Source organism: Limisphaerales bacterium (genome assembly GCA_014382585.1).
Lineage (GTDB): Bacteria > Verrucomicrobiota > Verrucomicrobiia > Limisphaerales > UBA1100 > JACNJL01.
This window is the reverse complement of record JACNJL010000061.1, coordinates 1-13240: the sequence shown is the minus strand read 5'-3', so window position 1 is coordinate 13240 and position 13240 is coordinate 1. Positions and strand designations below refer to the sequence as shown.

13 protein-coding genes are annotated in these 13240 nt (G+C 55.8%); 2 read left to right on the top strand and 11 right to left on the bottom strand.

Annotated features, from left to right (window positions below; genetic code table 11):
- Both H8E27_14300 and H8E27_14295 read left to right on the top strand, forming a co-directional pair.
- Positions 1-1800: a DUF4836 family protein gene (locus H8E27_14300; GenBank protein ID MBC8326787.1), complete on the top strand. Its 1800-nt coding sequence runs from the start codon at positions 1-3 to the stop codon at positions 1798-1800.
- 211 nt (positions 1801-2011) lie between these two features.
- Complete coding sequence (locus tag H8E27_14295; protein MBC8326786.1) at positions 2012-3445, top strand: tetratricopeptide repeat protein; 1434 nt, start codon at positions 2012-2014, stop codon at positions 3443-3445.
- 27 nt (positions 3446-3472) lie between these two features.
- Here the strand turns inward: H8E27_14295 and H8E27_14290 are convergent, their stop codons facing one another.
- The 11 genes from H8E27_14290 to flgG all read right to left on the bottom strand — a co-directional run.
- Complete coding sequence (locus tag H8E27_14290) at positions 3473-4609, bottom strand: hypothetical protein (protein ID MBC8326785.1); 1137 nt, start codon at positions 4607-4609, stop codon at positions 3473-3475.
- Between the two features lie 33 nt (positions 4610-4642).
- The gene (gene flhA / locus H8E27_14285; protein MBC8326784.1) at positions 4643-6733 is read right to left on the bottom strand and encodes a flagellar biosynthesis protein FlhA; all 2091 of its coding nucleotides are present in this window, start codon (positions 6731-6733) and stop codon (positions 4643-4645) included.
- 193 nt (positions 6734-6926) lie between these two features.
- Positions 6927-8027 (bottom strand): EscU/YscU/HrcU family type III secretion system export apparatus switch protein, encoded by a 1101-nt coding sequence (locus tag H8E27_14280; GenBank protein MBC8326783.1) that lies wholly within the window; start codon positions 8025-8027, stop codon positions 6927-6929.
- A gap of 3 nt (positions 8028-8030) precedes the next feature.
- The gene (locus tag H8E27_14275; GenBank protein ID MBC8326782.1) at positions 8031-8801 is read right to left on the bottom strand and encodes a flagellar biosynthetic protein FliR; all 771 of its coding nucleotides are present in this window, start codon (positions 8799-8801) and stop codon (positions 8031-8033) included.
- Positions 8801-9070 (bottom strand): flagellar biosynthesis protein FliQ, encoded by a 270-nt coding sequence (gene fliQ / locus H8E27_14270; protein ID MBC8326781.1) that lies wholly within the window; start codon positions 9068-9070, stop codon positions 8801-8803. The genes H8E27_14275 and fliQ overlap by 1 nt, the downstream gene beginning before the upstream one ends.
- A gap of 28 nt (positions 9071-9098) precedes the next feature.
- Entirely contained in the window at positions 9099-9692 is a 594-nt protein-coding gene (fliP, locus tag H8E27_14265; GenBank protein MBC8326780.1) for a flagellar type III secretion system pore protein FliP, read from the bottom strand.
- A gap of 221 nt (positions 9693-9913) precedes the next feature.
- Positions 9914-10483, bottom strand: a complete 570-nt coding sequence (locus H8E27_14260; protein ID MBC8326779.1) for a flagellar biosynthetic protein FliO — start codon at positions 10481-10483, stop codon at positions 9914-9916.
- A gap of 238 nt (positions 10484-10721) precedes the next feature.
- Entirely contained in the window at positions 10722-11072 is a 351-nt protein-coding gene (fliN, locus tag H8E27_14255) for a flagellar motor switch protein FliN (protein ID MBC8326778.1), read from the bottom strand.
- Positions 11073-11092: 20 nt separating this feature from the next.
- Complete coding sequence (locus H8E27_14250) at positions 11093-12163, bottom strand: flagellar motor switch protein FliM (protein MBC8326777.1); 1071 nt, start codon at positions 12161-12163, stop codon at positions 11093-11095.
- Positions 12164-12181: 18 nt separating this feature from the next.
- A complete protein-coding gene (locus tag H8E27_14245) occupies positions 12182-12895 on the bottom strand; it encodes a flagellar basal body-associated FliL family protein (protein MBC8326776.1) in 714 nt (237 codons plus the stop codon).
- Between the two features lie 48 nt (positions 12896-12943).
- Positions 12944-13240 (bottom strand): flagellar basal body rod protein FlgG (gene flgG / locus H8E27_14240; protein ID MBC8326775.1); only part of this gene is annotated, 297 nt, incomplete at its 5' end.

Sequence of the window (13240 nt, the reverse complement as noted above, 5' to 3'; positions counted from 1 at the left end):
ATGGCCCGTGAACTTTTTCTCTGGATTCCCACCCTACTGGTGATGGCCGGCTTGTGGATCGGGTGCGGCGAAAAAACCACAGAACCCCCTGAAAATGACGGCAACGGCACCGGCCCGTCGGCGAATGCGGAAAACGTTGAACCCCCAACCAGCGCGCAGCCCCCCGTTACGACGCCCAATACGGATCCGGCAGCCAATCCGGTTTCCAAACCCGCCGCGGGCGCAGGCACATTGGCTGCTCATTTGCCTCAGAAACTCACCATGCTTTTCTCTGCCAACGTCAAGCAACTGCTCGAAAAAGGCGGCCACAAAGAATTCCTCAAATCCAAAATCTTTGAGCAGATCATGGCTGAAGTTAATGACGAATTAGCCATCTCGATTCTCAAAGATCCCGCCGCCAGCGGGTTGGATATCGCCCAACCGGCGCACGTGTTTATGAATATCCTGCCGCCCGCAGAGGATAATGATTTTGGCGCCGAACCCCTCGTGGAAGGTGGCCTGTTGATGGCGGTTAAGGATTCCGCGACTCTGGAGAAAACCATCAACAAGATCATCGCCACCACCGGGTTGCCGTTGAAAGTAGCCGAAGCCAAGGGCTTCAAACAGCTCGCCATGGCCGGCATGCCTGTGGCTATGGGCTTCACTGATCAAGTCTTTGTCATTGTAGGCACCAGCGATCAGGCGAAGGTTTTGCAAGTGCCAGCCATGCTCGAGGCACGCATCAACGGAAACTCCAAACCGAGCAACAGCCTCAGCGAGCATCTCAAGAAAAAGTATGATATTGGAGCGTGGTTTGACTACAACCAGCTACTCACCATTATGGATGCTGCCATCGGCGAGGATCCCGTGTCCAAGTTGGTCAATGACATATACAAAGACCTCACCTACTCGGCCACACTCAGCTTTGAGCCCGGCGCAATCAATTCGGATCTGTCCATCAGCTTCGGCAAAGAAGCAAATCAATTCGCCGGGTTGGCCGGCAAAGGCGCGGATGCTGCCTTGCTAGACCTCGTGCCACAAAACACCATCGCGGCCTTTGCCGAATCGATTAACATGGCCGCGGTTCGGAAATTCTTCAATAAAGACATCTTGCCCCTGTTGCTGAAGCAACCTGAATTTGAAGAGGTGCTCGCCATGATGGAAGCCGAAATCGGCCTGACGCTCAAAGATCTCTTATCCATTCCCAAGGGCGACTTCATCCTGAGTTGGGACAGCTTGGAAATGGCCGAAGGCGATTTCGGCCCCACACCGGCCGTCGGATTTCTCGTGGGCCTTACCGTGGACAACTGGGTGGCCGCCAACAAACTCATCAACAATGAGAAACTGCAGGAAGGCATGACTATGCTGAAAGGGATGTTTGGCATACAATTCGCCCAAAACCAAAAGGCTCTCTTTATCACTTCCAAAAAACACGCGAATGCCGTAGCCGAAGGCAAAGTAGCAAATCCTGTGAAGGGCAATAAGCGCGCGATGCTTGGCAAGCACGTGGCCGGCGGATTTGTGCGGTTCGCCGGAATCGCTGATGTCATTGAAGTGATGTCCGAGGGGGATGAAGAGGCTGCGCAGGCAGTCAATATCCTTCGCAAATTCGATGAAGCCTCCTTCACCAGCGACATGACGTCTATGAATGCCTCGCTCACCTTTAAAGACAAAAAAACCAACAGCTTGAAGCAGCTCATCGATTTATCGATCAAACTTGCTGAAATGGCCGGAGAAATCGGCTTTGAAGGGGAAGGACCGGAAATTGAAGGCATCGAAATCGAGCCTGAGAACGCGGAAGCCGCACCCCGTAAAAGATAGCCAAAAGCAGCGTTTTTTACGCGTCCGGCCGTTTTACAGCGGTCGGGCGTTTTTTTTGGGTTTTTTTGGGGTTTCCATCCAAAAAAAGAATTAATTCCTAAAGCCGCCCCCCTTTTCTGCCGACTTATAGGTAGCGACAAACAGCTAATAGCGCTGTCAACCACGTCCAAGGATGGACTCATCGAGCAAGTGCTGCTCGTGAGGTGGTATTATGAGAATCAACACGGAAGTTGAAAACAGCAGTTCCGCGCGCGACCTGAGTCACGCCGAGACGCTCAAGAAATTCGGCCTCTTCTTTCAGAAGATGGGCGAGCTCGATCTTGCCGTATCCGTTTACTCCCGCGTGCTCGACCTCGGTGCCGATTCTCCCGAACTGCGCTACAACTTCGGCGCCGCCCGCCTCAAACAAATCCGCCCCACCGAAGCCCTCGAACATTTCAAAGCCGCCGCCCGCCGCGAACCTTCCGCACAAGGCATCCACCTCGGCATGGCCAATTCCCACCAACTCCTCGGCGACATCACCGCCGCCGAGGCCTGCCTCAAACAGGAACTGCTCATCAACCCCGAAGCCGCCGATGCCGCCGTCAATCTCGGCTGGATTTTGGAGGAACAAAATCGCGTGCCCGAGGCGCTGATGGAATATCGCAAAGCGCTGTACTACGAGCCCAATGACCCTAACCTCCGCTGGAACCACGGCCTCGCCTGCCTCATGCTCGGCGACTTCGCCAAAGGCTGGCGCGATTACGAATACCGCTGGAAAGCCCGTCAGAAAAAGAAACCTGAATTTGACGCCCCCGAATGGCGTGGCGATCCCCTCGAAGGCCGCAGCCTGTTACTCCACACCGAACAGGGCTTCGGCGATTCCATTATGTTCCTGCGCTTCGCCCGCCAACTCGCCCGCGCCCGCAACCGAGTTTCCCTTCAATGCCAGCCCCAGCTCAAACGCCTTTTCAAGGGCGTCCCCGAGCTCGATTCCGTGGTGGCCCCCGGCGACAGCCTTCCAAAATTTGACGTGCACGCCCCCTTGATGAGCCTGCCCAAACTGCTCAAGCTCCAACGCGAAACCGATCACCACAGCCCCCCTTACCTCAGCCCTGTCGAAACTTCCCCATCAAAACTCCCCGGCTACAAACCCGGTTACAAACACATCGCCGTCACCTGGACCAGCGCGCCGCACAGCGAAATCACCGAGAAAAAATCCATCCCCTATTCGCTGTTCAAAAATATGTTCGACACCCCCGGCTGCCAATTTTACAGCGTGCAAATCAATGCCGACGCCACCGCCGTGGCCGATATGAATCAACGCTCCAACGTGCACGACCTGCGCGATCACATCGGCGATTTTGCCGACACCGCCGATATCCTCAGCCAGGCCGACCTCGTGCTTTCCGTGGATACCGCCACCGCCCACCTCGCCGGCGCGCTGGGGCGCCCTTCATGGACGCTCCTGCCCCACGCCGCCGATTGGCGCTGGCGGCTGCATCGCAACGACACCCCGTGGTATCCCACCATGCGCCTCTTCCGCCAAAGCCAAACCAATCAGTGGGATGATGTGATGGAAGAAATTCAACATTGCCTGCTCAACTACGGCGCCGAACTGCGCACCTCCCAACTCGCAGGAGGCGTGGTGAAAGCGGCTATGTAGCCCGGCCCACCGGCCCGGGCTACAAAATCAACCCGCCGCAGGCGAAGGCGCTTGCAGGCCGGCGTTGACGAAGGCGTCGAAGAGATTTTCCGGAATGGCACGGTGAAAGTCGCCAGGAATATCCTGCCCCCCCGAGAGAAATGAAATGGGCAATTGCGTGGCCAGCATCACGTTCCACACTTTGCTCCAGCGCTCGGCTTCATCAATGTGCGTCAGCAAAATGCCCGAGAGCGGTAAATGCGAAAACGCGCGCGCCTGTCGCAGCAGCAAACCCAAATCATACGAGGCATTGAGCACCAATTGAATGTCCAGCGGCGGTAATTCTGCCAGTCCACGCGAGAGAGCTTCCAGCGCATCGGGATGGTTGATCGCCACGCCGGGCATATCCACAAACCGAATCGTGTCTTCCGGTGGCTGATCGTTGTCGTCCCAAAAACGCTCCACCGGAATTTGCATCAGCTCGCCGTGCAAACTCAAAAACTCCGCCGTGTTGCCGCGGTCACCATCCAGCCGCCACACGCGCACCGGCTTGCCGTTTACCAAGGCTTCCTGCGTCATCCATTTGCAGAGCGCAGTGGTCTTGCCCGTGCCGGGTGGGCCCACCAAAACGCGCACCGGATTGCCAGGCTTCTCCACGCGCTGGGCGATTTGATTCCAATACTCCGAGAGCACATCGCGCAGCAGCTCCATTTCCTCAATGAGATTGCGCGGCTTGGTGCCGCCCAGGAAATTCCGCGCCTGCGCTGAAAGCCAACGCGCGTGCGAAGGCAGCAACCCCAGTTCCTCCAAAACCTGCACCGCGGGCATGGCCGCCACTTCGGGCTGGCCACCCTGCGCTTGGGCAATCAATTGCGCGAGCTTGGCTGGCAGCTTGGCGTCGGCATTGGGAGCACCGCCTCGCAACACCGCGCCCTTCCCGCGTTCGGTGAGTTCCTCTTCCAACTCACCCACGCGTTGGGCCAGTTGCAGCATCGCTTCTTTTTCAGACCGTTCGGGGGTGGATTTTGTGGCGAGCACTTCCACTTGTTTCCCCTCCCATATCCGCTTGAGCACACCCGCCTGCACAGGGCGCACGTTGAGGATCACTGCGTCGACACCCAGTTCGTCGCGCACTTTTTCCAGCGCGTCCTGGGGTGAATCGGCGATGAGTTTGACAACATTCATTCGGCAGATGAACCGTGGCCGCCCGGCCACCATTTATTGAATGGCCGGGATTGCCGCCACGGGCACAATCTCGATCTTCGGCGGCAGCTCCTCGTAGCTGAGGAACGCCAACTCGGGGAACTTCGCCGCAAAGAACTTGCGGAGTCCAGCCCGAATCATAGCCGAACAAATGATTACCGGCGGTTTGCCCTCAGCGATCATCGGCTGAATGGCCTGATGCAGTTGATGCGAAAGATGCTCGGCGATCTTGGGATCGATCAGCAGTTGCATTTCGTTTTGCGAGGGACGGATGCCTTTCACCATTTCCTCTTCAAGCCAGGGATCCAACGTGATGGCCGGCAGGTTGCCTGATTCGTCGAGGTACGGCTTCACCACCTGCACCCCGATGGAGCGGCGGGCTTGTTCGGAAAGTTCATCAGGATTTTTCGTGGTGGCCGCGTAGTCGGACACGCGCTCGAGGATGCCCACCATATTGCGGATGGATACGCCTTCGGCCAGCAGATTTTGCAGTACGCGCTGCACCTGCCCCACCGAGAGGAGGTTGGGCACCAGTTCGTTGACCAGTGCCGGATGATCTTCCTTCAAATTATCGAGCAACACCTGCACGTCCTGCCGACTGAGAATTTGGTGGCAGCTGCGCTTGATTGTTTCGCTGAAATGCGTGACCAACACCGACGCCGGATCCACCACGGTGTAGCCGGCCACCTCGGCATTCTTGCGTTCCACCTCGGTGATCCACGTTGCCGGCAGGCCGAATACCGGCTCAGTCGTCTGCACGCCCGGCAGCACCTCGGTGCTGTTATTGGTGTTCATCGCCAACCAATAGCCGGGCATCACTTCGCCGGTGGCAATCATTTGGCCTCGGAAAATAAACCGGTACTCATTGGGCTGCAGTTCCAAATTATCCCGCAACCGAACGGCGGGAATGATGAAGCCCATGTCCTGCACGAAATTCCGGCGGACACTCGTCACGCGCTCCAGCACATCGCCACCCTTCTTCGGATCCGCCAAGGCGAGCAACCCGTAGCCCAGCTCGATTTGCAATGTGTCCAGATGTAGTAATTCCTCGAGCTTTTCGGGGCCGGACGGCTCAGCGCCTTCGCCACCGCCATCACCATCGGCTCCGCCGCCATCGGGCAAACCGGGGGGCGTTCCGCCGCCGGCGGGCCGCTCCACAATCATACCCCTTTCCTGAAAATTAGAGTACATAAAATAAAACACGCCACCCATCACCAAGAACGGGACCCAGGGCAGAATACCCGTGACCAACGCGAATGCGGCGAGAATCAGCAGCGTAAACGAAAGAATTTTCAGCACATTCGGTTGCAGAAAAAGCTGCGTGGCCAGTGTTTGGCCGAGGCTCGATTTGTCTGCCGTGCGTGTCACCAAAATACCCGCTGCTGTGGAAATCACTAACGCGGGAATCTGCGAGACGAGGCCATCCCCAATACTCAGGATGGTGTAAGTTTGCATCGCCTGGCCCACGCCCATGTCGCGCTGGATCACTCCGATGCCAATGCCGCCAATGACGTTGACCAAAGTAATGATGATGCCCGCGATGGCATCACCGCGCACAAACTTGCTGGCACCGTCCATGGATCCGTAAAAGTCGGTTTCCTTCGCCAGCTCTTCGCGGCGTGTGCGGGCCTGATCTTCCTTGATGAGCCCGGCGTTCAGCTCAGCATCGATGGCCATTTGTTTGCCGGGCATAGCGTCCAACGTAAACCGCGCCGCCACTTCCGCGATGCGGCCGGCACCTTTGGTGATGACCACAAAATTGATCAGCGTGAGAATAATAAACACCACGAAGCCGACCACATAATTATTTTGCACGACTACTTCACCAAATTTTTGGATGATCTCGCCCGCCTGCGCCTCGCCCAAAATGAGGCGCGTTGAGGCGACGTTAATCCCCAATCTAAATAACGTGATGATCAGCAGCAGCGTGGGGAAGGCGGTAAACTCGGAAGGCTCGCGAACGTAAATGATGACCAGCATCACCAGCAAACCGGATGAGATGCTGACCGCCAGCAAGAGATCGAGCATCCACGGGCGCAGCGGCAGCACCATCCACAGCAGCACGCTGAAGACAAACGCCACCAAGCCGATATCGGCCCAAGGCATGCTTTTGGGTGCCTGGCCGTTACTCATACCGCGCGACGCCCTCCCAGGGCGTGGGTTGCTGGCTGATTTTCAGTCATTTTCGGATAATCCGTCAAAGCGCGCATCCATGCGCACCCCTCACCACGCAGCAATTGGGATGCCAGTTTTTTTGATTTTTGGGTGAAATTTGTCATTTTTTAGCTTTTTCGCCCAATTAATCCGTCGGCACCCGTTGTCCGCGAGTGTAATACCGGTAACGATTGGTGCGGTAAACGTAGGCCAAAATCTCCGCCACGGCGGCGAACATCTCGGGAATGATCTCGCGGCCCACTTTGCAGTGCTTGAAGAGCAGCCGTGCCACCGGTTTATTCTCCACAATGGGCACGTCGTGTTGCTTGGCGATCTCGCGGATGCGAAGGGCATTGTAACGCGCGCCCTTGGCGACCACGCGCGGCGCGGCCATATCATCGCGATCATATTTGATCGCAATGGCCAAGTGCGTGGGGTTGGTGACGATAACATCCGCCTGCGGGATTTCCTGCTGCATTGAATCCATAAGCATTTGCCGACGGCGGCGTTTTTGTTCGCCTTTGACTTGGGCATTGCCGTCGGCTTGTTTGGTTTCATCTTTCACCTCCTGTTTAGTCATCAGGCTATCCTGTTCATTTTTCCAAACCTGATATGCGTAGTCCGCCGCGGCAATCACCACCATGCCCGCCACCACACGCAAGCCCACGCTCTGCGCGGTTTGGCCCATGAACAGCAGCAGATGTTTCACATCGATGGCGGAGTAAAAAACCGGGTCATCCAGCACCTCTTTCAACACTGGATACGTGAAGCCAAAAATGACTACAAATTTTGCAAGACTCACAAACAGCTTTGCAATTGATTTGCTGCTGAAAATATTTTTGAAGCCCTTCAATGGACTGAGCTTTGAAAACTTTGGCTCGATGGCTTTGGGCGTTAGTTTGAATTTACTTTGGCTGCCCGCGCCGATGATGCCGGCCATTACCCCCGCAAACATCACCGGCAAAATCAAACTGCCGGCCACGATCATAAACTGGTTGAAGAATCCCGGGAACGACTCAACGGTCATCCGCAACGTGCTCATTTGCTGAATGGTGCTCACGAGGTACACCTGAAAAACAGCCACCATTTTGGGTGCCATAATGGTGAACACCATCAGCGCCAGCGCCAGTAGAATCAGCGTTGATACTTCCTGACTCTTCGCGAATTGGCCGCCCTCGACCAGCTCCTGCATTTTTTTTGCGGTGGGCTGTTCGGTTTTCTCCTGGCCTTGTTCGTTTTCCGCCATGATTTATCCTCCCAATCCCATAAGCCGCGTGGCCACCACAAAATCATCCGGCAATTTGTACAGGTACTCGGCAATTTGCCGCGCCGCCATGGAGATCGTGAATCCAAACAGAAACACGCCCACCATAATACGCACCGAAAAACTCTCAATGAACACGTTGATTTGCGGGATGGTTTTCGCCAGCACCATCAATAGCAAACTCACCACGATCCCCACGGCGATTACCGGCGCCGCGATGCGCACGGCGATCACGAAGGTATGCGCGCACATAGCTGTCACCGCGCTAAACAGCGGGCCCGAAAGCTGCCCTCCACCAATGGGCAACACGCCGTAAGATTGCTGGAAGCCCAACAGCAATTCAAAGTGCACGTCCAGCGCGAACATCAGCATCACCGCCAACAGCGAGAGAATGGCACTGGGAGTGGGTGAGGGATCTGTTTCACCTGGCGCGATCAGGCTTGAAAGTTGCAAGCCCATTTCCGTGCCAATGTAATGACCGGCCAAGGCCACAGAAAACATGATGAGGCGAACCACATAACCCAGCATCAATCCAACCATCACTTCTTTGCCCACTAACAAGACAAATTCAAACAGCGTGAATTGGATGACTTCTGGTGGCAGCATGACTCCCGGAAGCGTCAACACCGCAAGGAAACCCGCAACCGCAAGCCGCAGCCGAACGGGCATAGCCGCGGCGGCGAATATCGGGAAAATGTACAGCATCGCGCCCGCCCGCACGAAGATCAAAAACCAAACTAGAAAAATCTCCACCATTATCCGGCCATGGCTGGCATTTTTTCAATGATTTCGCGGGTGTAATCCATCACCGTGCGCACCATCCACGGCATGATGAGAAACAACAGCGCACCCACTGCCAACGCCTTGGGCACAAACGTGAGCGTTTGTTCCTGCAGCGAGGTGACGGCCTGGAACAAACTCACCGTCAACCCCACGCACAAACCGGTAAGCAACAGCGGGCCGGCGATCATCAGTACGTGACTCATCAACCCTTTCAATATTTCTACAGTGTAATCCGGACTCATATTATTCCTTTCAATTTTACTCTTTCAGTTAAGTCCCAAAGCTCAGGGCAAGAGAGCGGACCACCAAAGTCCAGCCATCCACCAGAACGAACAGGAGAATTTTCAGCGGCATTGAGATCGTCACCGGCGGCAGGAACAGCAGTCCGAGGCTCATCAAAACAATCGCCACCACGAAATCAATTAAGATAAACGGAATGAACAACAGAAATCCCATTTGAAATCCTGTGCGCAATTCGCTGAGAATAAAGCCCGGGATCACCACCGTCATCGGCAGATCTTCCACCTTAGTGGGGCCCATCTTGGCGAGGCCCACAAAAAATTCCACATCCCGTGGGCGGGCCTGACGCAGCATGAAATCTTTCAAGTGCCCTTTCGCCACATCCAGCGCGGCACCGCCGCCCAGCTGGCCTTCGGCATAGGGCTGGATCGCTTCGGCATCAATTTTTTGATAAACCGGCTGCATAATAAAAAACGTCATGAACAACGCGAAGCCTACCATAATTTGATTAGCCGGCACGCCTTGTAGCGAGAGGGCATTACGCAAAAATGAAAATACGATGACGATGCGTGTGAAACAGGTCATCAACATAATCAATGAAGGCGCCACGGTGAGTAGCGTCATCAAAAACACGATTCGAATAGCGATGTTGATTTTGCCCGGCTCGGTGAGACCGCCGATACCGATGTTCAGGTTGAACGCATCATTGGTGCCGCCGGCGGCTTGAGCCCACAGCCCACCCGCGCCCGCCAGCAGGAGCACTGGAACAAGCCAGATCCAGCGGCGGGGTCGCGGTCGGGGAGGTTCCGGCCGGGTCGTCACGATATAGTCATTAGGCGTAGTGTTCATGACTTCTTCCGGTCCAGAAATCCTTTAAGCTTGGCGGCAAATGAACCGGGCTTCGGTTCGTCAGCCGCTTCCTCGTCCGCCGCTTCCGCCACCTCATCAAGGTGAGTAAGAAAGCTGGTGCCGGCGGGCGAATCGGCAATTAGGAACCGCTGCTCGCCATATTCCACCACGTGCAAAGCGTGGCGGGAGGCGAGCGAGCGGGTTTCAATAATTTTGAGATTGGCCTGCGCCGCGGGCACCAGCCCGATCAGGCGCGATTTGCGGAACCACCACGCGCCAATCAACAGCAGGCTGATCACGATCGCCATCGCCCCGATCAAACGCATAAACACGCCGGTGATTCCATTGGTCTTTGGTTCAAATGATTTGCTGGGATTGTCTATGCCATAGACCGGACGCTTGGCAGCGGAGGTTTCGCGGGGGGCAGAGTTTGTGGATGTCGCTGCTTCCTTGGCGGGGGGAGGAGCGGGCGTGGAGTTAGGCTGGGCCGCCGAGGCGGGCATCACGAGCAGTGCGCAGGCCAGTAACCCAGCAAACCACCTTTGTCTTGTGCGATTCATTTCCATTTTCAACCCTTAGGTTGGTGCATTCCGTTGCGGTTAGTGTATTAGCCCATTCCGGCCCCGCCTTCCTTGGCGGCTCCTCGCATCCGAGGGGACCGGCATTCATTGCCAACACACCATCAGAGCAGCACATGACGTGCCAGTTGTTGAAAATGGAGATATTCTGGTGTTTTATGAAAAAACACCAACAATTGAAGCTGTATATGGAGTTTTATCCCTGTTTTATCAGGAATACATCCTTTTATGAGGTAGTGGATTTGGCAACGATTTCCTTGATTCTAATGCCAAAATTGTCTTCGGCGACTACGACTTCACCGCGGGCGACGAGTTTTTGATTCACATAAACGTCCACGTTCGCGTTAGCGGGTTTATCCAGCTGCACCACCGTGCCGAGGTCCAGATCCAGCAATTCCTGCATGGTCATTTTACAACTGCCCAATTCGGCGGAGAGCTTTACGGGCACATCAAGCAGGAAATCCAAATTGGAAGGCGCTCCGGGCACCTCTGCAGCACTGGCGGGCGCGACGGTTCCCACTGGAGCCTCAGTGGTTGTCTCTTCGGTTGTTTCTTCGGTTGTCTCGGTATCACTCATGGCTTGGTTCCCTTTTTGGGTTAGGGTTTAAATGTATCTTTGATTTGCACGGCGGCTTTTTTATCAAGGCTGCCGAGGCTGCCGGTGTATTTGGTGAGGCCGGCGAGTTGCACTTCCACCTGGTTGAGGCGCTTGGGGTCGAGCGGGATGATATCGCCTTCTTTGAGGTGCAGCAGTTCGCGGGTGAGGATGGTGAGGTCGGTCCATTGGGCGACCAGTGGCACTTGCACTTTATCGTACATGTGTTTCCATTTCACGTGATTGGTTTCGTAAAATTCTTCCTCTTCATCCTCGGAGCCGCTGTGGGTTTGCTGGGCGAGATGGCGCAGCAAGGGGTCGAGGCCGCGGACGGGGAGGAGCATTTGCATTTGATCCATGCAATCGCCCATTTCGGCATCAATGACGATGTGGTAAAAGGTTTCCTCCATGCTCGCGGACGGGATGTGAGTGGGATCGCTTTCGTTACCGAGCAGGGTGGCGCGAAGAGGTTCCTCGAAATTCCAGAATTGGGCCCATTCGCGCAGGGCGATTTGGGCGACCTGATCGATGAGCGCGGTTTCCACTTCACGGATGGTGCGCTCGGGATTGACGGCAAAGCCTTTACCGCCGAGCATGCGATCGGCGATGGTGAGGCCGAGAGGTTTCGCGATGTCGAGCGCGCCGATGGCTTCAAGCGGATGTAGCTTAAAGAGGACCATATGGCGGTCATTCCCGATTTCTTTGGCGAATCGGCCGAGATCTGTGACTTCCAGCGAGATTTGCTCGAGCGCAAGTTCACTCCGCAAAAACAAGGATAAACGGGAGCCCAACGACCGCAGAAGCAGGGCGTTTTGTATTCGAAACCGATGTACCTCCGTGGAGGACATCGAGGCTTGTTTACCAACGGTGAAGGTGTGAATGGCGCTGGCGGGCACATCTTCCAGTGTGCCGTCGGGGCGATGCACGGGGATGGATTCTTCGGGGGAACCGCCTTCGAGTGCTTCCCCACGTTCGCCCGCGGGGTCATCGGCAAAACGGACGGGTGCGCCGACCGGGGAGGTCATATCCCGAAATAGCCGCACTTCCGTATTTGGATCGATTCGCCAGCTCATGGTTATTCGTTCTTGGGTTTACTGCATCACCCACTTGGGGATGATCACCGATTTAATGGGATGACTAGAACCAAGGATTCCCTGAAACAGCCCTTTGAGTTCACTCGGCATTCCCAACCTAACGGTGGACTCAGACATTTCTTCGGCGGTCATGGAGGAGAGCGTGCTGCTCACCATTGCCTCCAAACGCTTCCTGTTATTTTTGACAGCATCGGGAAATCCATTGTCATCGGCGTTCTTCCGAATCAACAGAATTTCCACCATCAAATACCGGGCCGATCCGGAAGGATTCACCACGATGAACTCGCCTTCTTCCACGATCGGTACGGGTGTGCCGGGATTGCTTTCTTTTTTACTGCCCCCGCCTTTGTCTTCACCTCCGCCGTGGCCGTCTTCACCTCCGCCGTGGCCGTCTTCACCTCCGCCGTGGCCATCTTTGCCTTTGGGGTGGGCATCGCCGCCACCCGCGGGCGCTGCGTGGTAATGGATGGAACCATTGTTATCTTGGAAAACTTTTGCGAGCCCACCTACCAATGAGGGCACCACAGCGAATTTGAAAATCGCAAAGGCGCCACCCAGGCTCAGCACCGAGGTGAGGAGCATGGGTACGAGCATGCCGGGTGGTTTGGGTGCAGCCTCTTCAGGCGCGGCGGCGGCCTCGCCTGCGGGAGCTTGAGCTCCGCCTTCGGCGGCAGCGTTTTCGTCGGGTGCTTTTGCTTCTTCTTCAGCCATGGTTTACCTCCATTTTTGGGTTAAAAATCTGTGCTTAATGCCTGTTTATTAACGTTTAAGGGCCATCATTTCCTTGAGAATCTCGTCACTGGTGGAGATCACCCGGGCATTGGCCTGAAAAGCTCGTTGCGTAGTAATCATGCTAGAGAATTCTCGCGCCATGTCAACGTTTGAAAGCTCAAGCGAGCCGGCCGCAATACGGCCCATTCCGGAAGATCCGGGGGCTTTGGCGTTGCTGAGAATTTCTGTGGCACCCGCACTGGAAGTGGTGATGCCCGCCGGGCCAGCCGTGGCGAGGTTGCCGTACAGGTTAGCTCCCTGCTTGAGCAGCGCCTGAGGGTTCTG

What these genes read in the sequence shown, in the direction of transcription:
- H8E27_14300 (MBC8326787.1), top strand. Translation starts at nt 1, where the DNA reads ATGGCCCGTGAACTTTTTCTCTGGATTCCCACCCTACTGGTGATGGCC.
- H8E27_14295 (MBC8326786.1), top strand. Translation starts at nt 2,012, where the DNA reads ATGAGAATCAACACGGAAGTTGAAAACAGCAGTTCCGCGCGCGACCTG.
- H8E27_14290 (MBC8326785.1), bottom strand. Translation starts at nt 4,609, where the DNA reads ATGAATGTTGTCAAACTCATCGCCGATTCACCCCAGGACGCGCTGGAA.
- flhA (MBC8326784.1), bottom strand. Translation starts at nt 6,733, where the DNA reads ATGCCTTGGGCCGATATCGGCTTGGTGGCGTTTGTCTTCAGCGTGCTG.
- H8E27_14280 (MBC8326783.1), bottom strand. Translation starts at nt 8,027, where the DNA reads ATGGCGGAAAACGAACAAGGCCAGGAGAAAACCGAACAGCCCACCGCA.
- H8E27_14275 (MBC8326782.1), bottom strand. Translation starts at nt 8,801, where the DNA reads ATGGTGGAGATTTTTCTAGTTTGGTTTTTGATCTTCGTGCGGGCGGGC.
- fliQ (MBC8326781.1), bottom strand. Translation starts at nt 9,070, where the DNA reads ATGAGTCCGGATTACACTGTAGAAATATTGAAAGGGTTGATGAGTCAC.
- fliP (MBC8326780.1), bottom strand. Translation starts at nt 9,692, where the DNA reads ATGACGCTACTCACCGTGGCGCCTTCATTGATTATGTTGATGACCTGT.
- H8E27_14260 (MBC8326779.1), bottom strand. Translation starts at nt 10,483, where the DNA reads ATGGAAATGAATCGCACAAGACAAAGGTGGTTTGCTGGGTTACTGGCC.
- fliN (MBC8326778.1), bottom strand. Translation starts at nt 11,072, where the DNA reads ATGAGTGATACCGAGACAACCGAAGAAACAACCGAAGAGACAACCACT.
- H8E27_14250 (MBC8326777.1), bottom strand. Translation starts at nt 12,163, where the DNA reads ATGAGCTGGCGAATCGATCCAAATACGGAAGTGCGGCTATTTCGGGAT.
- H8E27_14245 (MBC8326776.1), bottom strand. Translation starts at nt 12,895, where the DNA reads ATGGCTGAAGAAGAAGCAAAAGCACCCGACGAAAACGCTGCCGCCGAA.